The sequence below is a fragment of the Nonomuraea sp. K271 genome, assembly GCF_009908215.1.
Classification (GTDB): Bacteria; Actinomycetota; Actinomycetes; order Streptosporangiales; family Streptosporangiaceae; genus Nonomuraea; species Nonomuraea longispora.
Genome location: NZ_JAAAHR010000163.1, coordinates 1 through 22039, shown reverse-complemented (window position 1 = coordinate 22039; position 22039 = coordinate 1). Strand labels below are relative to the sequence as shown.

23 protein-coding genes and 1 pseudogene are annotated in these 22039 nt (G+C 70.7%); 11 read left to right on the top strand and 13 right to left on the bottom strand.

The features are described from left to right. A pseudogene (locus GUY59_RS37770) lies at nucleotides 1-798 on the top strand (ABC transporter); the annotation flags it as partial. A 74-nt stretch (nucleotides 799-872) separates the two neighbouring features. Here the strand turns inward: GUY59_RS37770 and GUY59_RS37765 are convergent. Further along, nucleotides 873-1316 (bottom strand): MarR family winged helix-turn-helix transcriptional regulator, encoded by a 444-nt coding sequence (locus GUY59_RS37765; protein ID WP_138205970.1) that lies wholly within the window; start codon nucleotides 1314-1316, stop codon nucleotides 873-875. A 53-nt stretch (nucleotides 1317-1369) separates the two neighbouring features. Here GUY59_RS37765 and GUY59_RS37760 point away from each other — a divergent pair, with 53 nt between their 5' ends. Next, nucleotides 1370-1714, top strand: a complete 345-nt coding sequence (locus GUY59_RS37760) for a VOC family protein (protein ID WP_138205968.1) — start codon at nucleotides 1370-1372, stop codon at nucleotides 1712-1714. Continuing rightward, entirely contained in the window at nucleotides 1711-2955 is a 1245-nt protein-coding gene (locus tag GUY59_RS37755; protein WP_138205966.1) for an MFS transporter, read from the top strand. Before GUY59_RS37760 ends, GUY59_RS37755 begins: the two co-directional genes overlap by 4 nt. Nucleotides 2956-2990: 35 nt before the next feature. On the opposite strand, the gene GUY59_RS37750 is transcribed toward GUY59_RS37755, so the two are convergent. The 4 genes from GUY59_RS37750 to tdh all read right to left on the bottom strand — a co-directional run bounded on the left by GUY59_RS37750 (nucleotide 2991) and on the right by tdh (nucleotide 6699). Continuing rightward, nucleotides 2991-3908 (bottom strand): LysR family transcriptional regulator, encoded by a 918-nt coding sequence (locus GUY59_RS37750; RefSeq protein ID WP_138205964.1) that lies wholly within the window; start codon nucleotides 3906-3908, stop codon nucleotides 2991-2993. Between the two features lie 191 nt (nucleotides 3909-4099). Continuing rightward, nucleotides 4100-4297 (bottom strand): hypothetical protein, encoded by a 198-nt coding sequence (locus GUY59_RS47875; protein WP_201761811.1) that lies wholly within the window; start codon nucleotides 4295-4297, stop codon nucleotides 4100-4102. A gap of 165 nt (nucleotides 4298-4462) precedes the next feature. Next, a complete protein-coding gene (locus GUY59_RS37740) occupies nucleotides 4463-5632 on the bottom strand; it encodes a glycine C-acetyltransferase (RefSeq protein ID WP_138205962.1) in 1170 nt (389 codons plus the stop codon). Further along, nucleotides 5632-6699, bottom strand: a complete 1068-nt coding sequence (gene tdh, locus GUY59_RS37735; protein WP_132338690.1) for an L-threonine 3-dehydrogenase — start codon at nucleotides 6697-6699, stop codon at nucleotides 5632-5634. The genes GUY59_RS37740 and tdh overlap by 1 nt, the downstream gene beginning before the upstream one ends. 159 nt (nucleotides 6700-6858) lie before the next feature. Between tdh and GUY59_RS37730 the strand changes: the two genes are divergently transcribed. The 4 genes from GUY59_RS37730 (at nucleotide 6859) to GUY59_RS37715 (ending at nucleotide 10120) form a co-directional block, all read left to right on the top strand. Beyond that, nucleotides 6859-8052 (top strand): Gfo/Idh/MocA family protein, encoded by a 1194-nt coding sequence (locus GUY59_RS37730; RefSeq protein ID WP_138205960.1) that lies wholly within the window; start codon nucleotides 6859-6861, stop codon nucleotides 8050-8052. 6 nt (nucleotides 8053-8058) lie between these two features. Further along, entirely contained in the window at nucleotides 8059-8649 is a 591-nt protein-coding gene (locus GUY59_RS37725; protein ID WP_212746299.1) for an RNA polymerase sigma factor, read from the top strand. Further along, entirely contained in the window at nucleotides 8646-9221 is a 576-nt protein-coding gene (locus tag GUY59_RS37720) for a hypothetical protein (protein ID WP_138205956.1), read from the top strand. The genes GUY59_RS37725 and GUY59_RS37720 overlap by 4 nt, the downstream gene beginning before the upstream one ends. A 374-nt stretch (nucleotides 9222-9595) precedes the next feature. After that, the gene (locus tag GUY59_RS37715) at nucleotides 9596-10120 is read left to right on the top strand and encodes a hypothetical protein (protein WP_138205954.1); all 525 of its coding nucleotides are present in this window, start codon (nucleotides 9596-9598) and stop codon (nucleotides 10118-10120) included. A 66-nt stretch (nucleotides 10121-10186) separates the two neighbouring features. Here the strand turns inward: GUY59_RS37715 and GUY59_RS37710 are convergent, their stop codons facing one another. The 7 genes from GUY59_RS37710 to GUY59_RS37680 all read right to left on the bottom strand — a co-directional run bounded on the left by GUY59_RS37710 (nucleotide 10187) and on the right by GUY59_RS37680 (nucleotide 16758). Then, complete coding sequence (locus GUY59_RS37710) at nucleotides 10187-11263, bottom strand: SPFH domain-containing protein (protein ID WP_138205952.1); 1077 nt, start codon at nucleotides 11261-11263, stop codon at nucleotides 10187-10189. 3 nt (nucleotides 11264-11266) lie between these two features. Further along, nucleotides 11267-11698 carry an NfeD family protein gene (locus GUY59_RS37705; RefSeq protein WP_132338680.1) on the bottom strand — a complete coding sequence of 144 codons (432 nt, stop codon included), beginning with the start codon at nucleotides 11696-11698 and terminating at the stop codon, nucleotides 11267-11269. Between the two features lie 78 nt (nucleotides 11699-11776). Further along, the gene (locus tag GUY59_RS37700; RefSeq protein WP_138205950.1) at nucleotides 11777-12940 is read right to left on the bottom strand and encodes a L,D-transpeptidase; all 1164 of its coding nucleotides are present in this window, start codon (nucleotides 12938-12940) and stop codon (nucleotides 11777-11779) included. A gap of 76 nt (nucleotides 12941-13016) precedes the next feature. Continuing rightward, a complete protein-coding gene (gene fahA, locus GUY59_RS37695) occupies nucleotides 13017-14120 on the bottom strand; it encodes a fumarylacetoacetase (protein ID WP_138205948.1) in 1104 nt (367 codons plus the stop codon). Then, complete coding sequence (locus GUY59_RS37690; RefSeq protein WP_171055551.1) at nucleotides 14117-14884, bottom strand: hypothetical protein; 768 nt, start codon at nucleotides 14882-14884, stop codon at nucleotides 14117-14119. Before GUY59_RS37690 ends, fahA begins: the two co-directional genes overlap by 4 nt. Further along, nucleotides 14881-16050, bottom strand: a complete 1170-nt coding sequence (locus tag GUY59_RS37685) for a homogentisate 1,2-dioxygenase (RefSeq protein WP_138205944.1) — start codon at nucleotides 16048-16050, stop codon at nucleotides 14881-14883. Before GUY59_RS37685 ends, GUY59_RS37690 begins: the two co-directional genes overlap by 4 nt. 78 nt (nucleotides 16051-16128) lie before the next feature. Further along, on the bottom strand, nucleotides 16129-16758 hold the full coding sequence (locus GUY59_RS37680) for an IclR family transcriptional regulator (RefSeq protein ID WP_132338670.1): 630 nt from the start codon (nucleotides 16756-16758) through the stop codon (nucleotides 16129-16131). 35 nt (nucleotides 16759-16793) lie between these two features. On the opposite strand from GUY59_RS37680, the gene GUY59_RS37675 reads away from it, so the two are divergent. The 3 genes from GUY59_RS37675 (at nucleotide 16794) to GUY59_RS37665 (ending at nucleotide 18959) form a co-directional block, all read left to right on the top strand. After that, nucleotides 16794-17468, top strand: a complete 675-nt coding sequence (locus tag GUY59_RS37675) for a hypothetical protein (RefSeq protein ID WP_161714898.1) — start codon at nucleotides 16794-16796, stop codon at nucleotides 17466-17468. A 38-nt stretch (nucleotides 17469-17506) separates the two neighbouring features. Beyond that, nucleotides 17507-18709, top strand: coding sequence for an NAD(P)/FAD-dependent oxidoreductase (locus GUY59_RS37670; protein ID WP_138205940.1), 1203 nt, complete (start codon nucleotides 17507-17509; stop codon nucleotides 18707-18709). An 85-nt stretch (nucleotides 18710-18794) separates the two neighbouring features. After that, a complete protein-coding gene (locus tag GUY59_RS37665; RefSeq protein WP_161714897.1) occupies nucleotides 18795-18959 on the top strand; it encodes a hypothetical protein in 165 nt (54 codons plus the stop codon). Here the strand turns inward: GUY59_RS37665 and GUY59_RS37660 are convergent. Then, complete coding sequence (locus tag GUY59_RS37660; RefSeq protein WP_138205938.1) at nucleotides 18951-20207, bottom strand: MFS transporter; 1257 nt, start codon at nucleotides 20205-20207, stop codon at nucleotides 18951-18953. The two genes, GUY59_RS37665 and GUY59_RS37660, sit on opposite strands and share 9 nt — an antisense overlap. A gap of 186 nt (nucleotides 20208-20393) precedes the next feature. Here GUY59_RS37660 and GUY59_RS37655 point away from each other — a divergent pair. Further along, nucleotides 20394-22039: MMPL family transporter (locus GUY59_RS37655; RefSeq protein ID WP_161714896.1), on the top strand; the 1646-nt coding region annotated here is incomplete at its 3' end.

Below are 22039 nucleotides of genomic sequence, written 5' to 3'. Positions count from 1 at the left end.
GGAGGGCTGGGCAGGGCGCTCACCGGGGCGCTGTCCCAGGCGGCCGGGGTGCCGCTGGTCGTCGAGGCCGTGGCCAAGGGGCACCGGCACCGGGCGATCGTCGCCACCGGGTGGCCGGTGACCAGGTGGCTCAGGAGGTTCCGGCCCGATCCCCTGAGAAGGCTGCACGTCGGCGGCATGGCGCCGAAGGACGGGCAGCTCGAAGGGCCGGGCCGGGAGCTCGTGGGCCGTACCTCGGTGCCGGCGGCGTCGGCCGTACAGCGGGCTCAGGTCGAGACGGCGATCAGGGACGTCGGCGAGGCGGCCGCGTCCGGGCTGCCCGGCCCGTGGGCGGCGGCGGTGCGGCACGCGGCACGCTCGCGCTCCCAGGAACTGGCGGACGCGGTGGATCGGGCGGTCGCCAGGACGTCCGCCGGCGCGACCAGGCGGCCTCGGTGGTGGCGGGCGGTGAACGGGCTGCAGTGGCTGGTGTTCGCGACCATGGTGGCCGGCGCGTTGTGGCTGGGCGTGTTGTTCGCGATGGACTACCTGCGCCTGCCGCAGCCGCCGCTCCCGACCGCCGGCGTGGTGCCGTGGCCGACGGTGCTGCTGGTGGGAGGCGTGTTCGCGGGTGTGCTGATCGCGCTGCTGGCCCGGCTGGCGGCGTGGGCGGGCGGCCGGCGCAGAGCCCGGCGTACGTCCCGGGCCCTGCGCGCGGCCATCGGCCGGGTCGGCAAGGACCTCGTGCTGAACCCGGTGGAGGCCGAACTGGACCGGTACGCCCGCTTTACCGAGGCGCTCGAACTGGCCCGGTCCTGACCGCTGCCCGGCTACCCGAGCATCGCCGTCACGTACCTGACCGTCGTCTGTTCAGGGCAGGCGCCCGCAGAGGGCTAGCTCGTGGGGGAGGAGGTCACGCATGCGGCGAGGTCCTCGCGTAGCCGGAGCTGCTGCTCCCGGGACAAGGGTGAGAACAGCCGCTTCTCGACGGCGCGGACGGCCACGCTGGCCTTGCGCAGCACCGTCTGGCCGTCCGTGGTGAGTACGGTCGGCAGCACTCGCCCATGGGGCGCCTGATCAGGCCGGGTGAGCAGGCCGCGCTCCTGCAGCCGGCGGAGAACGAGGTTCATCGACTGGCGCGTGACGAAGGCGCGCCGGGCGAGTTCCGAGTTGGACAGCCCGGGGTCCTGCCCGAGCAGCTCGAGGCACGCGTATTGGGGAACGGTCAGGTCGAGTGGCCGCAGGGCTTCGTCCATCGCGGTGCGCATCGAGGCATGCACCTGTTTGAGGACGTAGCCCACAGACAGCTCCAGATCACCGACTGCCTCTTGCTCCATGTCAGCATTATGACATACGGTCTATGTCAGCACACTGACATGGAGGCAGAGTTATGGGCGGAAACGTCACGTACTTCGAGGTGCCGAGCAGCGACATCGCGGCGACCCGGCGGTTCTGGGGCACGCTGTTCGGCTGGACGTTCTACGAGGGCAACTTCCCGGGCTACTCGATGATCCAGGGGCCCGAGCCGATGGGCGGCGCACCGCACGATGATGCGTCGCGGCACCCGCGGATCTTCTTCGCCGTCGATGACATCGAAGCCGCTGTCGCGCGGGTGCGCGAACTCGGCGGTACGGCAGAGGATCCCGTGACGATCCCGTCCGGTGCGTACGCTCATTGCACCGATGATCAGGGCGTGGAGTTCAGCCTGTCCCAACAGGCAGGAGGCCACGCTTGAACCGCACGAATTCCGGCGAGCCGGGGCCCCGCTCCCTCTTGAGGCCGCTCCTTCCGCTGGCGCTGGCCACCTTCGCCGTCGGTACGGACGCCTTCGTCATGGCCGGTCTCCTGCCGGCCATCGCCGCCGACCTTGACGTGGGCATCCCCGCTGCCGGGCAGTTGGTGACGGTGTTCGCGCTGACGCTCGCGGTCGCAGCGCCGGCGTTGAGCTGGCTGTCGAGCCCGCTGGATCGCCGCAAGGCGCTGCAACTGGCGCTGGTCGTGTTCGTCCTCGGCAATGTCGCGACCGCGCTCAGCCCGAACTACCCGATCGCGCTGTCGGCTCGGATTCTCACCGCCCTCGGGGCCGCCACGATCACGGCCTCCGCATCGAGCGCGGCTGTGGCGATCACGCCCGAGGAACGCCGGGGCCGGGCGATGGCGCTGGTCATCGGCGGATTGACCCTGTCCACCGCGCTGGGCATGCCACTGGGCACCTTGATCGGCAACGTCGACTGGCGCCTCACGCTGTGGGCCGTAGCCGGCCTGGGCGTCGTTGCCGCCGCCGGCATCTCGGTGTCGTTGCCCAGAATGAGCTTGCCCGTGATGAGCCTGACCGCACGTCTGGCTCCGCTGCGCCAGACCAGGGTGCTGACCATCTTGGGGGCGACGCTGCTGGTGATGGCCGGCCACTACGCCGTCTACACCTACATCGGCTCGATGACCGCCGAAGCCACGACACGATCGTTCCCCCAGGCGCTCACCATGATCCTGTTCGCGTGGGGTGTCGGAGTCCTGGCCGGCAACGTCCTCTCCGGCTACCTGGTGGACAAGCTTCCAGTGCTCGGAGTCGCGCTCGCCGCACTCGTGAGCGGCACCGTGCTGCTCGCGATCAGCCCGCTCACGGTCGGCCACCTGATCGTCGCCACCGTCTGGGCGGCCATCTGGGGAGCCACCGACGGAATGGCCTCGGTGGTGCAACAACACCGGCTGGTGATGATCGCGCCGGCCTCGGCACCCTTGCTCTTCGGTCTCAACTCCTCCGCGATCTACGTCGGCGTCGCGACAGGAGGCGTACTCGGTGGTCTGTCCCAGAGCTGGCTTCCGATCACCCTGCTCGGCCTTCCCGCGGCCGTCCTGGCGCTGCTCGCCACCATGGTCACCTTCGCCCAAGGGCGAGCCGACGGCCAGGCGGAGATCTCGTCCGGCGAACACCCGATGGCCGACCACGTGCCGGCTTCGGCAAGGGCACGTCCGTAACCGAACGACGGGTGCGACGGTCGCGGACTCGCGTACTAACGTCCGGTGCTGTCGCGCTTGTCGAGCGAGCCGGAAATCGTACGGAGCTCCGCCAGGAGCGGGCGCAGGAGGGGGTGCGAGTCGGCGCCACGGCGTACGGCGGCGAAGACGCGGCGCTCCGGCCCAGGCGTGTGGCGGACGACCACCCCGGGCAGCGCCATGTCGCGCAGCGCCAGCCGCGGCACGAGCGCCACTCCCGCGCCCGCGCCCACCAGGGCGACGACGGCGCGGAAGTCGTCGGAGCAGTGGGCGAGGTCCGGTGTGAAGCCCGCCTGCCGGCAGGCGAACGCGATCACGTCGTGCACCGGGTTGCCCGGATAGGGGCCGATCCACGTCTCGGAGGCCAGCGACTCCAGCGTGGCCGAGCCCGCCAGCGGATGGTCGCGGGGAAGGACCAGGTCGAACGGCTCGGCGTACAGCGGCAGGCGCGACAGCCGGCGGTCGGAGGCGTCGGGCGCGTCCCGGTATTCCACCGCGATCGCCAGGTCCACCTCCCCGTCGAGCAGCATGGCCAGGCTCTGGTCACCCTCGGCGTCTCGTACGCGTACGCGCAGGCCCGGTGCGGAGACGCGCAGGGCCGTTGTCGCGGGGGCGAGCACGGCGCTGATCGCGGTGGCGAAGCACGCCACGGTGACCTCGCCCGCCTCGCCCGTGGTGTACGCCGCCACCTCCGCCTCGGCACGTTCGAGCTGGGCGAGGACCTCGTTGGCGTGGGCCAGCATGATCCTGCCGACGGCGGTCAGGTGCACGCCGCGCCCGTCGCGCGTGAGCAGGCGGTGGCCCACCTCGTGCTCCAGGGCGGCGAGCTGCTGCGACACGGCCGAGGGCGTGAGGTGCAGCGCCGCCGCCGCGGCGGTGACCGTGCCGTGGTCGGCCACCGCGCGCAACGTACGCAGCCGCCGCGTGTCTATCACGCAGCGAGAATACTGACCCGACCGGCCCTGTCACGCGCGGAGCCGCCGACCGTTGGACAAGCCGCCGGCGTACGGCCTGTCTCAATCGGCCGCCGGTCGACGAGCTCTTGGGCGCCTGCTCTTCGTCTTGGGGAATTTCGGTCCAGGCCCGTACCGGACAGCCGTCCCGCGCGTCTGTTCGGAGGTCCGGGTCAGCAGCCCCTCACGACCAGGTCTCGTATGATGTCCCGGGCCTGGTAGACGTCCACGTCGAACAGCCGTTGGATGGTGCGGTTGTTGACTTCGCCATAGGCGAGGGCGTTTCCCAGGCTGGCGACCACCGATGCTCGAAGCCGATATGCGGGATAGTGACGCTGCATGGTGGCGCGGGTGGGCTCCGACACGCCCACGGGTTCCGCGGTCAGTCGATGGAGTGCCGCTTGGGCCTCGTCCTGTGATCGCTGGATGACGGGTGCTGCCGAGCCGCATCTGTTGATCCGGCGAGAAGCCTTCTGCAAGAACCCTCTCGCGGGAGGGGCGTCTTCGGGGGATCGTTGCAACGATCCCCCGAAACGTCAGGTCCGGGCCTGGGTGAAGGCCTCGATCGCGCGGTCGACGTCCGCCTCCGAGTGCGCGGCCGACAGCTGGACGCGGATTCTGGCCTGGCCGTGCGGTACGACGGGGTAGGAGAAGCCGATCACGTAGATGCCGAGGCCGAGCAGGCGCTCGGCCATGGCGCCCGCCTCGGCGGCGTCGCCGATCATCACGGGGACGATCGGGTGGTCGCCGGGCAGGATGTCGAACCCGGCCCTGGTCATGCCGCTGCGGAACCGGGCGGTGTTGGCGCGCAGCCGCTCGCGGGCGTCGCTGGTGGTCTCCAGCAGGTCGAGGATGCGCAGAGAGGCGGAGGCGATGACGGGTGCGAGCGAGTTGGAGAACAGGTAGGGGCGCGAGCGCTGGCGCAGCAGCTCGCAGATCTCCTTGCGGGCCGAGACGTAGCCGCCGCTGGCCCCGCCGAGCGCCTTGCCCAGCGTGCCGGTGATGATGTCGATCCGGTCGGTGACGCCGTGCAGCTCGGGGGTGCCGCGCCCGGTGGGCCCGACGAAGCCGACGGCGTGCGAGTCGTCGACCATCACCATGGCGTCGTACCGGTCGGCCAGGTCGCAGATCTCACGCAACGGCGCGAGATATCCGTCCATGGAGAACACGCCGTCGGTCACGATCAACCGCCGCCGCGCCTCCGACGCCTCCTTCAACCTGGCCTCCAGCTCGGCCATGTCGCGGTTGGCGTACCGGTGGCGCTTGGCCTTGGAAAGCCGGATGCCGTCGATGATGCTGGCGTGGTTGAGCGCGTCGGAGATCACCGCGTCCTGGCCGTCGAGCAGCGTCTCGAAGACGCCGCCGTTCGCGTCGAAGCAGGAGCTGTAGAGGACGGTGTCCTCCATGCCGAGGAAGTCGGACAGGCGGGATTCGAGCTCTTTGTGCACTTCCTGCGTGCCGCAGATGAAGCGTACGGACGCCATGCCGAAGCCCCACCGGTCGAGCGCGTCCTTGGCGGCCTCGACCACCGCGGGGTGGTCGGCGAGGCCCAGGTAGTTGTTGGCGCAGAAGTTCAGCACCTCGCGGCCGGCCACGCTCACCTGGGAGCTCTGCGGGGTGCTGATCACGCGCTCGGGCTTCGACAGCCCGGCCTCGGTGATCTCGTCGAGCGTCGTACGCAGTTGCTCGCGCACGTTCGTGAACATCAGGCGCTCCTGTCGGTGGTCGTGGCCGCTTCGGCGGGCGTGGCGCTCCAGTCGAGGATGACCTTGCCGGTACGGCCGCTGGCGGCCGTGTCGAAGGCGGCGTCGAAGTCGTGGTAGGGGAAGCGGTCGGTGATCACGGGGGAGAGGTCGAGGCCCTTCTCCATCAGCACGGACATGTTGTACCAGGTCTCGTACATCTCGCGGCCGTAGACCCCCTTGATCGTGATCATGGAGGTCACGACGGTGGCCCAGTCGACGGCGAACTCCTCGGCGGGCAACCCCAGCATGGCGATCCTCCCGCCGTGGGTCATGTTGGCGATCATGTCGCGCAGCGCCGCCGGGTTGCCGGACATCTCCAGCCCCACGTCGAAGCCCTCGCGCAGGTGGAGCCGGTGCATGCCCTCGGTGATCGGGGACGTGGAGACGTTGAGCGCGAGCGAGACGCCGAGCTTGCGGGCCAGGTCGAGCCGCTCCTCGCTGACGTCGGTGATCACCACGTGGCGCGCGCCGACGTGCGTGGCGACGGCCGCCGCCATGAGCCCGATCGGGCCCGCGCCGGTGATCAGCACGTCCTCGCCGACCAGGGGGAAGGAGAGCGCGGTGTGTACGGCGTTGCCGAACGGGTCGAAGATGGCGGCCACGTCGGGGTGGATGGGGACGCGGTGCACCCAGACGTTGGAGGCGGGCAGGGTGACGTACTCGGCGAACGCGCCGTCCCTGTGGACGCCCAGCCCGATCGTGTTGCGGCACAGGTGCCTGCGGCCGGCCATGCAGTTGCGGCACTTGCCGCAGACGAGGTGTCCTTCGCCGCTGACGAGGTCGCCGGGGGAGATGTCCTCGACGTCGGGCGCCACCTCGACCACGTGACCGGAGAACTCATGACCCACGATCAGCGGAGGCTTCAGAATATGCCGCGCCCAATCATCATATTTCCGGATATGCAGGTCGGTGCCGCAGATGCCGGTCCGCAGCACCCGGATCTTCACCTCGCCGGGCCCCACCTCCGGCTCCGGCACGTCCATCAGCGCGAGGCCGGGTTCGTCCCGCTCCTTGACCAGCGCCTTCATTCGCGTCCCCCAACGTCGGACCATCAGTAACGCACTGTGCCCGTTTCCCTCCGAGCGTGTCCATCGAAGGTTTCTTAAGTGCCCCCACAGCACAGCTTCACGCCGCCGCCCGGCAGCCGACGCCCTGTACTATTTCGACGCCTTCGAAAGGGAACCTTCGTGAACGACCTGCGTATCGGCGTCATCGGGCTCGGCCTGCGCACGAGCCTCGCCCTGGCGGCGCACCGCCCCGGCGAGGGCTCGGTGGTGGCCGCGTTGTGCGACTCCGACCCGGCGGTGCTCAAGAGACAGGCCGGCCGCTTCGAGGCGGACCTGCTGACCGAGCACCACCGCGAGCTGCTCGGCAGGGACGACCTCGACGCCGTCGTCGTGATGACCCCCGACGACACCCACGAGCGGATCGCCATCGACTGCCTGGAGGCGGGCAAGGCCGTCTACCTCGAAAAGCCGCTGGCCATCACCGTGGAGAGCGCCGACCGCATCCTGCGCGCCGCCAGGCGCACCGGCACCCGCCTGTACGTCGGCCACAACATGCGCCACATGGGCGTAATCCGCCTGATGCGCGACATCATCCGCAAGGGCGTCATCGGCGAGCCGAAGACCGTCTGGGTGCGCCACTTCGTCTCCTACGGCGGCGACTACTACTTCAAGGACTGGCACGCCGACCGCGCCAGGACCACCGGGCTGCTGCTGCAGAAGGCGGCGCACGACCTCGACGTGATCCACTGGCTGGCGGGCGGCTACACCACCAGGGTCAACGCGTTCGGCGACCTGATGCTCTACGGCGATCTGCCGCGCCGCGATCCCGGCACGCCACGGCCGGACGGCTGGCTCCAGGACTACACCTGGCCACCGTCCGGGCATCGTGACCTGCACCACGTCGTGGACGTCGAGGACGTCTCCGTGATGAACATGCGCCTCGACAACGGCGTCATCGCCGCCTACCAGCAGTGCCACTTCACGCCCGACTACGTTCGCAACTACACGGTCATCGGCACCGAGGGCCGCCTGGAGAACTTCGGCGACGGCCCTGGCGACACGGTCAAGGTGTGGAACACGGGGCCCACAGGCTACCGGGACGACGCCGACATCACGTACAGGGTGCCCGCCGCTCACGGCTCGCACGGCGGCGCGGACCCCGAGATCGTGACGGAGTTCCTCAGGTTCGTCGGGGAGGGCGGCGTGACGGACACCTCGCCGGTGGCGGCGCGGATGAGCGTGGCGGCCGGTTACATGGCGACGATGTCGCTGCGCAACGGCGGCATGCCGTACGACGTGCCGGATCTCGACCCCGGGTTGGCCGCGTACTTCGACCGTGGGCAGGTGGAACCTGGGTCTGCGGGCGGACAGTAGATATATGTGGATATACGCACCCGGATCCGGGATGGAGAGAGGGCGGCTTTCGGTGAGCTCTTCGACGAGTGCTCCAAGGCCGTGTACAACCATGCCTTCCGCCTGACCGCCAACTGGTCCACGGCCGAGGACGTGACGGCGCTGACGTTCCTCGAAGCCTGGCGGTTACGCGGCCGCATCGACCCCGACGGCGGCTCCCTGCGGCCGTGGCTCCTCGGCATCGCCACCAACGTGACCCGCAACATGCGCAGGGCCGCCCGCAGGCACGACGACGCGCTGGCCAGGCTGCCCAGGGGCGAGTCGGTGCCCGACTTCGCCGACGAGGTGGTGGGCCGGATCGAGGACACGGAAAGGCTGGCCGCGGTGCGTGCGGCATACGGCCGGCTGCGCCGCCAGGAGCAGGACGTGTTCGCGTTGTGCGTCTGGGCGGGCCTCGACCACGCCCAGGCGGCCGAGGCGCTGGGCGTCCCGGTCGGCACGGTGAAGTCGAGGCTGTCACGGGCGCGCGGGAAACTCGCCGCCGCGGGGGAACCGCCGCCGCGGGACCGACAGGTAGTAGGTGACCATGGCCCTCGTCCGACGTGGGAGACCCGATGAACTGGCCGACCGAACGTGAACTTCCCGAGGGCCGTCACCGACTGCTCAAGGAGTTCGTCATGACCGAGATCGACAAGCGGCCCGCGAAGCGGCGGGTCCCGCGCCTCGCCGTACTGGCGCCCGCTCTGGGCCTCGCGCTCGCCGCCGCGGTGTCCGTGCCGCTGCTTTTCGGTGGAACGCCCGCGTACGCGGTGGAGAAGCGCCCCGACGGCCTCATCGACATCACCCTCAACGAGGTCAAGAATCCCGAGCAGCTCCAGGAGGACCTGCGGGCCGCGGGGGCCGAGGTAGTGGTGAACTACATCCCCATGGGCAAGAAGTGCAGCCCGCAACCCCGCAGCAGCCACTTCCTGGGCACGGAGGAAGGACGGCTCGCGGTGTTCCCGTCGCCCGAGCCTGGGCGGTTCACCATCGATCCGCGCGTGATCGGTGAGGGACAGACGGGGGTGCTGGAGTTCAGCGTCTCCGAGAACAACGGCGGGGTCATCGCGGGGATCTGGGCCCGCGTGGGCCAGAACCCCATCGCCGAGTGCGAACTCGTGGACACGACGGACGCGCCCCTGTCGCACTGATCTGCGAGGACTCCGGCGCCCGCCACACGAATGCTTCGTGTGGCGGGCGCCGTCACGCGTTGGCTGGAACGCCGGGGTTGGATTCGCCGTACTAACCGTGCAACACTGTTGCAAGGTTAGTACATGGTCGGTAGAGGAAGACATCAGCACAACGAGATCAATGCGGCGATCAAAGCGCTCCGTCAGCTCAGCGCCGCCTTCTCGGTCGTGGAGGATCACAACGGGCATCGCTGGGGGTGGATCATCTGCATCTGTGGACAGAACCCCTTTTCGGTCACCTGCACGCCCCGCAACCCCGGCACTCACGCGAAGCAGATTCGCAAGTGGGCCATCACTCACTGCGCATGTGGCGAAATAGACAAAGAGGAGACGTCATGACTGTCTGGGACTTCCGGGTCATGCTCAACCGCGAGCCGGACACCGACGAGTTCAACCGGCTCTTCGAGGCGGGCCTGGACGACTGCGCGCTCGTCGGAGGGTCCACGCCCTACCTCATGTGCGACCGGGAAGCCGAGACTCTGCTCGACGCCGTTGCCTCCGTGCTCAGCCAGATCAGGACGGTTCCGGGTCTCTGGGCCACCGGGGTCGGCCACGACGACGGGGTGACGTTGGGGGATGCGGCGCGCCGGCACGGGGGCCGCACCCAGGCGAGCCTCCGGCAGCTCGCCACGGGCCGGCGCGGCCCCGGTGGTTTCCCGGAGCCGCTGATGGAGGCCGACAACATCAGCCTCTATTCCTGGGCCGAGATCTCGGAGTGGCTGCGCACCAAGATGGGTGACGACATCGCCCCGGTCAACCGCGACATCGTCATCGCCGACGCGGCGGTCAAGCTGGCCTGCCGGGCCCGTGACGCTCATCGGGAGACCCAGGTGGCCGCCATCTTCGAGATCGCCTCCTGAGCCGGGGCGGCCGGCCTCCTGCTCCTCAACCGACCTGCCGGCCGCCCCGGAAACGCTCTGTGAGGCTCAGCGCTCGGCCTCGGTGGGCTTCCTGTCCAGGTCGGGGAACGCGGCAGGCTCCTGGGCGCCCTTGGTGAGCTGGCGCGGCCCCTTCGGGCTCTCGGCCTCCTGCGCGTCGGCCACGGCCTCGGCCGCCGCCTCCGCGGCCTTGGCGGCCTCCTCCTCGGCGGCCGAGCTCTCCGGCATGTCCTCGCGGGTGGCCGCCGACTGCGGCAGCGCCTCCGTGAATGCCCTCGACACTCCCTGCAGCGCCGAGGTGACCTCGCTCGGAATCACCCAGAACGTGTTGCCGTCGCCCTGCGCGAGCTGCGGCAGCACCTGGAGGTACTGGTAGGCGAGCAGCTTGGGGTCGGGGTCGTTGCGGTGGACGGCCTGGAAGACCTGGTCGATGGCCCGTGACTGACCCTCGGCCTCCAGGATGGCGGCCGCCCGCTGGCCCTCGGCGCGCAGGACGCGGCTCTGCTTCTCACCTTCGGCGGTGAGGATCTGCGACTGCCGCTGACCTTCGGCGTTGAGGATGGCGGCACGCTTGTCGCGCTCGGCCCGCATCTGCTTCTCCATCGCGTCCTTGATGGTCTTCGGCGGGTCGATGGCCTTGATCTCGACCCGGTTGACGCGCAGCCCCCACTTGCCGGTGGCCTCGTCGAGCACGCCGCGCAACTGGCTGTTGATGGTGTCGCGGGAGGTCAGGGTCTTCTCCAGGTCCATGGAGCCGACGACGTTACGCAGCGTCGTCACGGTGAGCTGCTCGACGGCCTGGATGTAGTTGGCGATCTCGTACGCCGCCGCGCGCGGGTCGGTGACCTGGAAGTAGAGCACGGTGTCGATCTCGACGACCAGGTTGTCCTCGGTGATGACGGGCTGGGGACGGAAGGAGACGACCTGCTCACGTAGGTCGATCATGGGGTAGACGCGGTCGATGTAGGGGATGACGAAGTTGAGTCCGGGCTTGAGCGTGCGGTGGTAGCGGCCGAGCCGCTCCACGTTGCGCGCCCGCGCCTGCGGGATGATCCGCACTGCTTTGAGTACGGTGAACACCGCGAAAAGTATGAGGAAGATTCCGACCAGCAAGAGCGGATCCATAAGTCACTCCCGGGGATAGACGAGGGCTGTCGCCCCTTCGATCTCTATGATGTCGACGGTCGCCCCCGTGGGGATCACCAGACTTTCGTCGTACGCGCGCGCTGACCACTCCTCACCCCCGATGCGCACGCGGCCGTCGTGGCCCGTCACCTCCGAGATCACGTAGGCGGGCTTGCCGACGAGTGCTTCCACCCCGAACCGTGGCAGCGGCGGCTGCTTCATGTGGCGCATCGCGATGGGCCGAAGCACCAGCAGACCGGCGGCGGACGAGGCGGCGAAGAACATTAACTGCAGGGGAACGGGCAAGCCCAGCGCCGCGGTGGCGGCGGTGAGGAGAGCGGCCGCACCCAGAAGCCCGAGCGAGGCCGTCAGGGTGAATATTTCGGCCACGCCGAGGACGACAGCGAGGATTACCCAGATGATCCATTCATCCATGTCCGGCCCTCCTACTAGGACAACGGGCCTGCACCGGCGGGTTGTTCCCCTTGCTCTAAGGTAGTCCTGGATTCACCCTTACGGCACCCATGTGTCTGCCGCGCGTTTTTTGGGACGGGCGCTTCCCTGCCGCCATTTCTCCCACGGAAGTTGCCAGAAACCCCACCCGTTGTCCCATTCGAGGGTGCGGTCGGTGCCGGTGATGACGACAGGATCGCCGCGCAGCGTGGTGGTGTAGAACCACTCGGCTTGGTCCGGCCGGGAATTGATGCAACCGTGACTGACGTTTTGCCGGCCCTGGGCCCAGAGGTTGTCCTTGGCGTGCACGTATTCGCCGCTGTCGGAAATGCGTACGGCATGCTCGATCATCATGTCGTAAAAGCCGGGGTCGCCCTCGCTGCGGCCCGGTGAGACCATGCGGACCGGATGGCCTTTGTCCATGGTCAGGTGGATGCCGCTGGTCGTGGTGTATTCGGGGGTGGTGGCCATGCCCGCGCTGATGGCCATGCGCTGCACGATCCGGTCGTCGCGGCGCACGACCATCTGGTGGGTTCTGGCGTCGATCGTGCTGGTCTGGGAGCGGCCCACGGTGAAGACGAACGTCGAGTCGACGGCTCCGACGAGGCCGCTCGCGGCGCGCACACCCGCCAGGTGCGCCGTGACGGTGACCTGCTGGCGGGGCGCCCAAAACTCCCTGGGCCGGTAGACCACCCGCGTGTCGCTGGTCCACCGCCACGCGCCTTCGGCCGGATGCTCGGCCGTGACCTCGAGGGCGCGTTCGACGGCCGCCCGGTCCTCGACGGGCGTGTCGAAGTCGATGATGATCGGCATGCCGGTGCCGACCGTCTCGCCGGGCAGCGGGGCGGTGGCGGCCACCTGGAACGTGCGCCGGGCCGCACGGGTGCGGATGCGGCCGAGCGTCACCGTCGCGGGACCGCCGGCGACCGTGGCTGTGGCGCTCACCGTGTATTCGGCCGCGGGCTTGAGCGCCCAGTCGGAGCGCCACACCGAGCGCGACCGGTCGAGCGCGCCCGGCACGGGCTCGCCGCGTTCGCGGACCGTGACCTGGGCGAGCGTGCCCCCCTGCGCCTTGATCACCAGGCCGCGGTCGGTGCGGGCGCGCTTGGCGTCGAAGGGCGGCCACACGCGCACGACGGGGGCGGCGGGCGAGGTCTCGGCCGGGAACGACGCGCAGCCGCAGACCAGGAGGAAGGCGACAACGATCACCACGGCACGCCGCATGTCACTCCTGCTTTCCGAGGGATGGAGGGGGATCCCTAGAGTAGCGGTGTGTCAGCATGCAAGCACGCGGAGTGACTTATCGGACGGTTCCGGAAACCTCCCCCAACGTCAGGTCGCCGGCCGTCGCGCGGATGGTCACGGTGTCGCCGTCCTGAAGGAATGTGCGCGTCTCGCCGCTGGCCAGCTTGATCGGGTCGGTGCCGTTCCAGGTCAGCTCGACGAGCGAGCCCTGCTCCCCGCGTTCGGGCCCCGAGATTGTGCCGCTGGCGAACAGGTCCCCGGTGCGCAGCGAGGCGCCGTTCACCGTCATGTGCGCGAGCATCTGGTCGGGCGTCCAGTACATCGCCGCGTACGGCGGCCGCGACACGATCTCGCCGTTGATCACGATCTCCAGCGCGATGTCCAGCCCCCAGTCGCCCTGCCTGCGCAGGTAGGCGGCGGGCTCGGGGTCCTGGGCGCGGCCGGGGATCCTGGGCAGCGCCTCCAGCGGGGTGACCCAAGGCGAGACCGACGTGGCGAACGACTTGCCCAGGAACGGCCCGAGCGGCACGTACTCCCAGGCCTGGATGTCGCGCGCGCTCCAGTCGTTGACCAGCGTCACTCCGAACACGTGGTCCTCGAACGCCCCCGCGGGCGAGCCGAGCTCGGTCGGCACGCCCACCACGAACCCCAGCTCCGCCTCGATGTCGAGCTTCCTGGACGGCCCGAACGCGCCCGCGCCGAGCTGGCCGTGCGGGCGCCTGACCGGCGTGCCCGACACGACGACGGTGCCCGACCTGCCGTGGTAGCCGACCGGCAGGTGCCGCCAGTTGGGCTTCAGCGGCTCGTCGCCGGGGCGCAGGATCTTGCCGAGGTTGCTCGCGTGGTCGATCGAGGCGTAGAAGTCGACGTAGTCGGCCACCTCGAACGGCAGGTGCAGCCGCACCTGCTCCAGCGGGATCAGGTGCGCCTCCGTCACCGAGACGTCGCCGGTCAGCTTGTTCTGGATCAGCGTCCTGGTGTCGTGCCAGGCCGTACGGCCCCTCGCCATGAACGGGTTGAGCGTGGGGGCGGCGAACACCTCGTCGTGCAGCGCCGGAGCCAGGTCGAGCACCTTGTCGCCGTACCGTACGCCGACCCTGGGCGCCTGTCCCGGGCAGGAGAAGACCCCGTAGGGCAGGTTGCCGATTCCCCAGCTCATGCGTTCACCTCCAGGAGTCCGAGTGCGCGCAGGTCCTCGACGGGTGTGCCGGTGCTGCACGAGCCGTAGCTGACCAGCAGTTCGCGGGCGCGCTTCGCGGTGTCCCCGGTGACGGAGCCCGCCAGGCGTACGAGCTGGCCGACGTCGGTGGTGCGCAGCGCGGGCGCGGGGTCGCGGCCCTCCACGGTCTCGCAGACCGCCACCAGCAGGTTGAGGAAGCCGTGCCGGTCGACGCCGAGCGAGGGGTCGAAGTGGCGTACGGCGTGGTGCAGCCCGGCCGTGGCCTTGAACGGGATGCCGCGCTCCACGCACGACCTGATGAACGCCGCGAGGTGGTCGGCCGCCGGGAAGTCCTCGGGGGACGCGCCGCCGCAGCGTACCTTCAGGCCCACCCCGGCGGGCGGCTCGAAGGTCACCTTGCGCGGCGGGACCTCGACGAACAGCCGCACTCCCGGCGGCAGGGACAGCCGGGCCGCCACCACGCCGACCGGGGTGTCGGCGGGCCCGCGGACCTCGACGATGTCCACGGGCAGGTCGTCGAAGGCGGGCAGTTCGTCGGTGTCGGCGATGAGGCCGATCCGCCGCGGGCGGAACTCCATGGCGCGCAGCCGGTCGAGCCGGCTGGCCGGGCAGAGGAACCGGTGGGTGAGGACCGGGCTGCCGCTCTCCAGGTCGCGCCGGTGGCGGGACAGGGCCTCGTCCATGTGCAGCGACGTCGGCGGGAACAGGCCCGCGTCGTCGATCAGTGCGGTGTAGATGCTCATCGTGCCCACGTCCAGGCGTAGGCGGGATCTTCGCAGGACAGCGCGGCCGGACCGAGGTCCAGCGGGCGGAACGTGTCGACCATCACGGCCATCTCGCTCGTCGTCGTGACGCCGCGCCCGACCGCCTCGATCACCGCCTCGACGGCGCCGGGCTGGGGCCCGTGCGTGAACCCGGCGGGATGCAGGGAGACCGAGCCGACGTCGATGCCGGACCCCTTGCGCGCGGAGTAGTCGCCGCCCGCGTAGAACATGAACTCGTCGGAGTCGACGTTGTGGTGGTTGTACGGGATAGGGACGGCTTCGGGGTGGTAGTCGAGCGGCCGCGGGCAGAACGAGCACACCACGAACCCCGGCCCCTCGAACGTCTGGTGCACCGGCGGCGGCGCGTGCGTCTTCTTCACGATCGGCTCGAAGTCGTTGATGTTGAACGCGAACGGATAGAGGCAGCCGTCCCAGCCGACCACGTCGAACGGGTGGTTGCGGTAGACCAGCCTGGTCAGCCCGCCGCGCGTGCGTACGAGCACCGGCACCTCCTCGCCCTCCACGACGAACGGCTCGGCGGGGGCGCGCAGGTCGCGCTCGCAGTAGGGCGCGTGCTCCAGGAACTGCCCGTGCTGCGACAGGTAGCGCTTGGGCGGCCTGATGTGCCCGCCCGCCTCGATGGCCAGCACGCTGACCTGGCCGTCGGGGACCCAGCGGTGGATGGTGCCGGTCGGGATGACGACGTAGTCGCCCTCGCCGGCCTCGATGACGCCGTACGCCGACTCGAAGCGCACGGTGCCGCGCTGGACGTAGACGCACTCGTCGCCCATGGAGTCGCGGTAGAGCTCGCTGGGCCGGTCGCTGACGGCGTACGACAGCCGGACGTCGCCGTTGCCGGCCAGCAGCATGCGGCCCGTGACGAGGTCGCCCGCGCTGGACAGCTCCTGCGTGCGGAAGTGGCGGGGCGAGAGGGGCAGGTTGGGCTCGAGAGGTGCGCCGACCGTGGGGGTGACCGCCTCGGCCTTGACGATCGCGGTGGGCAGGTGGCGGTGGTAGAGCAGGGAGGAGTCGGACGAGAAGCCCTCCTCGCCCATGAGCTCCTCCGCGTAGAGACCGCCGTCCGGCCGCCTGAACTGCACGTGCCGCTTGCGCGGCACCTCCCCCACGACACGGTAGTACGGCATCTGCCCCTCCATAATGTCCGTTAAGCGGACGGCAGTGTCCTCTATACGTGACTACCGTCCGCTATCGGTCTGGAGATGTCAACCCAGGGCCGCGGCCAGCTCGGCCGCCGCCGCCACCACCCGCGGCCCCGTGGACTCCTCCAGCGGCCCGAACGTCACGACCCCCACCGAAGCCTCAAGCCAGGGCAGCCCGGTGACAGGCGCGGCGACACCCCGCGCACCCTCCTGCAACTGCCCCTCCGTGACGAAATAGTCGTCGCGGCCCTCGCGCAGCCCCAGGATCGCCCGCCCCGCCGCGCCTTTGGCCAGCGGATGGCGTGAGCCCTCGCGGTAGGCCACGTGCATGTCGGTCCACGACGGCTCCACCACCGCCACGGCCAGCCCGTCGTCGCCCTCCGCCACGGTCAGGTGCGCGGTCGCGCCCACCTGCTCGGCCAGCCGCCGCAGCGTCGGCATCGCCGTCGCCCGCAGCAGCGGCTGCACGGCCTGGGCCAGCACCAGCACCCCGAACCCCAGGTGCACCCGTCCGTCGGCGTCCCTGCGTACGAACCCCTCGTTCATCAACGTCGTCAGCAGTCGGTAGACCACGGGACGGCTCAGCGACAGCTCGGTGCTCAGCTCGGTCGGCGTGCGGCCGTCCTTGCCGTCGGCGAGCAGGCGGAGCAGGCGCAGCCCGCGTTCCAGGGTCTGAGCGGATTCAGCGGCCATGCGACCGATTATCGAGCCCCTCGCGGAGTGAGCCCATGAACCCGCGCGGGTACGTAGGCCGGGGGAAGAGCATGGGGGTGGGGATGCGGCACAGGCGGCTGCTGCTGATCGCCGGACTGATCATGTGCGCCTCGGCCTTCGGAGCGTACCCGCCGGCCGAGCCCGTGGCCACCGTGTCGAGCGGGATCCCTGCGGGTGCGGCGGGGGAAAGCCTGGTCGAGGACACCTTCCACGTCACCGAGGGCATCGAGGTGCGCCGGCGTCTGCTGCCCACCGCCGAGGGCGTCACCTTCCGCCCCGCCGACCTTGCTCCCGGGCTCCGCGTGGACGGGAGCGGCCTGCTGCACGGCACGCCGCGACGCTCCGGTACGTACGTCGCCCCCGTCGGGATCTGCTCGGGCGGGTCGTGCCAGGAGTGGGAGCTGACCATCGTGGTGCTCGGCTACGTGCCGTGGGAGCCGCGCGAGCTGACCTTCCCCGGCCGGGTGGGCGTCCCGCTCGACGGCGGGATCGGCGTCGAGGGCGGCCCGGCCGGCGTGCTCCCGACGTTCACGGTGACCGACCAGGCGGCGGTACCGGCGGGCGTGAGCATCGGGCCCGACGGTCACGTGGGCGGTGTCCCCGCGGCTCGGGGCGTCTCCGAGGTCCCGGTGCGGATCTGCGTGGCGGGCAACTGCGCCGGCGTGGTGGTACGGATCATCGTCGGCTGAGTCTTGCGGGCGCCTGCCTTTTGAGGTCACCTGGTGTCATGAAATCGGTCATTGTGGTCGGAGCAGGCATATGGGGGTCATCGCTCGCGCTGCGGCTGGCCGATACCGGCTGGCAGGTGACGCTCGTCGAGCAGCACAGGCCGGGCCACGTCCGGCAGTCCAGCGCCGGGGAGACCCGGCTTTTGCGCTGCTCGCACGGCGACGACGACTGGTATACCCGGCTCGCCTGGCAGGCGAGGGACGGCTGGCGCAGGCTGGAGGAGCGGGCCGGCGAGGAGCTGTACCACGAGGCGGGCATGGTGTGGTTCGCCAGGACGCCGGACGGGTGGGAGCACAAGAGCGCCCAGGTCCTGAAAAATTTGGACATACCGTGTGAGGTGCTGGACCCGTCCGACGGCGGCCGGTTCTTCCCCGGCCTGCGCACCGACGACCTGCGCTTCCTGCTCTGGGAGCCGCACGCCGGCGTGCTCAGGGCCAGGCGGGCGACCCAGGTGACCGCCGCCCTGGCGGTGGCTTCTGGAGCCCGGCTGGTCAGGGCGCGGGCACTACCCGTGGCGGGAGACACGGCGGAAGACACGGCGGAAGACACGGCGGAAGACACGGCGGGAGAGAAGGCGGGCGGCGCTGTGGGCGGCGCGGCGCCGTACGCGAGCGCCGTCGAGATCGACGGTGAGGTGCGGCACGCCGACCGGGTGGTGTGGGCGTGCGGCGCGTGGTTGCCCGCGCTCTTCGACGACGTGCCGATCGCCGTGACGAAGCAGGACACGCTGCACTTCGCGGCGCCGTCCGCGTGGTCCGTGCCCGAGATGCCCGCCTGGGTGGACCACGGGGCCTCCGCCTACGGGCACGGCGACGTGGACGGGGTGGGGATGAAAGCCACCTCCGACGTCGAAGGGGAGCCGTACGAGCCCGAGCACGGCTCGCGGGAGGTGGACGCGGTCGCCGTCGAGCGGGCGCGCGCCTACCTGCGGCGCAGGTTCCCCTCGCTGGAGCGGGCGCCGGTGCTGTTCAGCCAAGTGTGCCAGTACGCGCTCACCCCGGACGCGGAGTGGATCATCCACGAGGTGTCGCCGGGCGTGTGGCTGTTCGGAGGGGACTCGGGGCACGGTTTCAAGCACGGGCCCGCGCTGGCCGGCTACGTGGCGGGGGTGCTCGACGGCGACCACGCGCCCGAGCCGCGTTTCGGGCTGCACGAGCGGATCCCGTCGCGCGGGCTGAGGACCAGCGGACAGGTCCTGTAGGGCTGGCACCACCCGGCATTCGGGGGATCGCGGGCATGAGCGCGGCAGGGCTCACGGAGGAGACTTCCCGCTGCTGATCGAGCCGGTGCAGTGGCTGCTGGCGGGCGGCTCGATCAGCGAGGCCGTGGCCGGCCTGGACGCCATGGGCGTGGCCGGCGTCGCCGCGCGGATCCTGCACCTGGCGGCCGTGGTCGGCGCGATGTCCCTGATGTTCCAGCCGCGGGCCAACCACTATTTCCGGTCACGGTGAGGCGGGCTCCAGCGGCGCCTTCGGCTCCGGGGCGCGCAGATTGCGCACCCCGGGGGAGAGCAGCGAGGCCAGCGTGGACAGCACGACGATGCCCGCGCACCCCAGCAACGCCGCCTCGATGCCGAACACGCTCGCCGCCGGCCCCGCCAGCAGCAGGCCGATCGGCCCGAACATCAGCGAGCCGAGCATGTCGTACGAGCTGACCCGCGACAGCGACTCGGCCGGGATCTCGCGCTGCATCGTGGTCATCCACAACACGCCGAACACGTCGAAGCAGACGCCGAGCACGAACGCCCCCGCCACGATGCTCCAGAGCGGGGCGTCGAGCCCGAGCAGCGCGGTCGGCAGCGCGCCCGGCAGGCAGAACAGCACGGCCACCAGGATCGGCCGCTTCGGCCGCAGCCGCAGCGACACCAGCACCCCGGCGATCGTCCCCACGGCCTCGCCCGCCAGGAACGACGACCACGCCGCGGGACCGCCCAGGCTCTCCTTCGCCAGCAGCGGCCCCAGCACCCCGTGCGAGGCCTGGATGGCCATGACCATCAGCGAGAACTGCGCGACCACCACCCAGATCCACTGCCGCGAGCTGAACTCCCGCCACCCGTCACGCAGGTCGGTCAGCACCGAATGGCGCTCACCTCTCGGCCGCTCGCCAGGTTTCATGCGCAGCAGCGCGACCATCACGCCCGCCACCGCGAACATCGCGCCGCTCACCGCCAGCGCCCAGCCGCCGCCGAACAGCACCACCGTGCCGCCGCCCAGCACGGCCCCCGCCACGCGGGAGACGTTCATGCCGAGGCCGAGCAGCGCGTTGCCGGTCTGCAGACGGTCCTCGGGCACCACCTCGGGGATGATGCCGGTCAGCGCGGGGAACGCCACCGCCGTCGCCACGCCGCTGAGGGCCGCCGCCGCGCTCAGCGCGGGCAGCGGTGTCCAGCCGGTGAGCATCATCACCGCCAGCGCGAAGAATCCGGCCGCCATCAGGAACTCGGCGGCCATCAGCACCCGATGCCGCGGCAGCCGGTCCGCGATCACGCCGCCGACCAGGGTGAACACGACCATCGGCAGCGCCTCGGCGGTCAACACGACCGACAGGGTGGAGGCGGTGGCGCCGGGCAGGTTGAGCACGCCGAACGCCAGGGCCACGGGCGCGAACGCGCTGCCCAGCATGGAGATCGTCCGCGCCGACAACAACAACGCGAACCTGCGATCCCGGAGCAGCCCGAGATCGCCTAGGTAACTGTGCACCTGCGGCCCCCCAGCAAAGGTCAAACTCCACCATTCTCCTGGGCCGTTGTGCTGTTGTCGCGCGAATATTTCTTGTCACGCCGGTGACAAGAGCGACCTTCGGAATGTGCCGGTGGCGGGCAAGACTCGTGCCTGCCCGTCCCGTAATTTGCTAGGTCCCTGAAGTCGGCGAGGGGGGTCGGGGCCATGCGGTACACGGGGATCGCCCGGGTGCTGCTGGTGCCGGCTCTCGTGGGGGCCGTACTCGCCGCGCCGCTTGGGCTGGAGCTGTTCGGGCGGATGACGGGCGGCGCCGAGGACCCGCGGTCCGGCTCGGCGACCGCCGCGCGCTGGAGCGAGGAGTGGTACGACGCTCACGACGTGGTGGTCCTCTACCGGCACCCGTCGGTCAAGGTGCGCGACCCCCGGTACAGGAAGGCGGTGCACGACTCGCTGCGGCGGCTGCCGGCAGAGCACGTGAGCGGGCTGGCCACGTACTGGACGACCGGGTCGGCGTCGATGGCGTCGGGCGACGGGCACGCGACGTACGCGCTGGTCACCCTCCGGGACGGCGACGAGCAGGAGCACTACGCGGCCGTCGCCGACCGTCTCAGAGACGTCGAGAACCTGTACGCCGGGGTCGGCGGGCCGGTGCCGCTGCTGGCCGAGCGCAACGCGCAGGCCGCCGCCGACCTGGCGCGCGCCGCGGCCGTCGCGGCGCCCGTGCTGCTCGCCCTGCTCGTCCTGGTGTCGGGAAGCCTGGTGGCCGCCGCGGTGCCGGTGCTCGCGGGACTGGCCGCCGTCGCCGGCACGATCGGGCTGCTGCGGCTGTTCACCGAGGTGGCTGAGGTCTCCATCACCACGCTGTACGCCGCCGCGGTGCTCGCGTTCGGGCTGGCCGCCGGGTACTCGGTGTTCGTGGTCAGGGCGGTCACGGACGCGCTCGACGATGAGGCGCCAGGCGAGCGGGTCACCGGCGCGTTCGGCGGTGAGGCGTCCCGTGAACGGGCCCTGGGCGGCGCCGGAGGCGTCGTGGCGTTGTCGGGGACGGCGCTGGCCGTGGCCCTGCTGGGGTTGCTGCTGTTCCCGGGGGCGTCCCTGAGTGTGCTCGGACCCGTGGCGGCGGCCGTGGCGCTCCTCGCCACCGGCGTCGCGCTGGTCGTGCCCGCCGCCCTGCTGGGCGTGGTCGGCCCGGGTGTGGCCGGGCTGCGCGTCGTCCTCGGGCTCCGGTGGCGGCCACGCCCGTTCCTGCCGCACCTCGTCGCGACGGTCGTCGTGCTCGCGGCGCTGACGGTGCCGTACGTACAGGTCGAGCTGGGCGGGGCGGGCCGTCGTGCGCTGCCCGCCGGAGCGGAGAGCCGCAGGGTCGCCGAGATCGTCGGGCGGGGCTTCCCTGGGAACCCGCTCGAAGCGGTCGACGTGCACGTCCTCGTCGAGCGCTCCTTCGCCGGCAAGCCCCGCAGACCCGGGCCGCTCGGGCAGGGACACACGCCGATCAGCGCCGTCACGCGGGTGGCCGCCTCCGACGTACGCTCTTTCGCCGACCGTCTCGAACGGCTGCCGCACGTCACCGGGGTCACCGTGGCCGGGCTCTCCCAGGAGCACGGCGCGGTCCGCCTGTCCGTCCACCACGCGCTCGACCCCATGTCCGGCGCCGCCGGGGAACTCGTCGCCTCCATCAGGTCGGTGGATCCCGGGCCGAAGGTGCGCGAGGTGGTGGCCGGCGGCGCCGCGGCCGCGCGTACGGACCTGCTGGACGCTTACACGAGGGCGCTGCCATGGGCGGTGCCGCTGGTCTGCACGCTGTACTGGGCGATCCTCGCCGCCGCCCGCCTCCGCCCCTCGTTCCGCCC

What these genes read in the sequence shown, in the direction of transcription:
- GUY59_RS37765 (WP_138205970.1), bottom strand. Translation starts at nt 1,316, where the DNA reads ATGGAGCAAGAGGCAGTCGGTGATCTGGAGCTGTCTGTGGGCTACGTC.
- GUY59_RS37760 (WP_138205968.1), top strand. Translation starts at nt 1,370, where the DNA reads ATGGGCGGAAACGTCACGTACTTCGAGGTGCCGAGCAGCGACATCGCG.
- GUY59_RS37740 (WP_138205962.1), bottom strand. Translation starts at nt 5,632, where the DNA reads ATGTTCACGAACGTGCGCGAGCAACTGCGTACGACGCTCGACGAGATC.
- tdh (WP_132338690.1), bottom strand. Translation starts at nt 6,699, where the DNA reads ATGAAGGCGCTGGTCAAGGAGCGGGACGAACCCGGCCTCGCGCTGATG.
- GUY59_RS37720 (WP_138205956.1), top strand. Translation starts at nt 8,646, where the DNA reads ATGAACTGGCCGACCGAACGTGAACTTCCCGAGGGCCGTCACCGACTG.
- GUY59_RS37715 (WP_138205954.1), top strand. Translation starts at nt 9,596, where the DNA reads ATGACTGTCTGGGACTTCCGGGTCATGCTCAACCGCGAGCCGGACACC.
- GUY59_RS37710 (WP_138205952.1), bottom strand. Translation starts at nt 11,263, where the DNA reads ATGGATCCGCTCTTGCTGGTCGGAATCTTCCTCATACTTTTCGCGGTG.
- GUY59_RS37705 (WP_132338680.1), bottom strand. Translation starts at nt 11,698, where the DNA reads ATGGATGAATGGATCATCTGGGTAATCCTCGCTGTCGTCCTCGGCGTG.
- GUY59_RS37700 (WP_138205950.1), bottom strand. Translation starts at nt 12,940, where the DNA reads ATGCGGCGTGCCGTGGTGATCGTTGTCGCCTTCCTCCTGGTCTGCGGC.
- fahA (WP_138205948.1), bottom strand. Translation starts at nt 14,120, where the DNA reads ATGAGCTGGGGAATCGGCAACCTGCCCTACGGGGTCTTCTCCTGCCCG.
- GUY59_RS37690 (WP_171055551.1), bottom strand. Translation starts at nt 14,884, where the DNA reads ATGAGCATCTACACCGCACTGATCGACGACGCGGGCCTGTTCCCGCCG.
- GUY59_RS37685 (WP_138205944.1), bottom strand. Translation starts at nt 16,050, where the DNA reads ATGCCGTACTACCGTGTCGTGGGGGAGGTGCCGCGCAAGCGGCACGTG.
- GUY59_RS37680 (WP_132338670.1), bottom strand. Translation starts at nt 16,758, where the DNA reads ATGGCCGCTGAATCCGCTCAGACCCTGGAACGCGGGCTGCGCCTGCTC.
- GUY59_RS37675 (WP_161714898.1), top strand. Translation starts at nt 16,794, where the DNA reads ATGAACCCGCGCGGGTACGTAGGCCGGGGGAAGAGCATGGGGGTGGGG.
- GUY59_RS37670 (WP_138205940.1), top strand. Translation starts at nt 17,507, where the DNA reads ATGAAATCGGTCATTGTGGTCGGAGCAGGCATATGGGGGTCATCGCTC.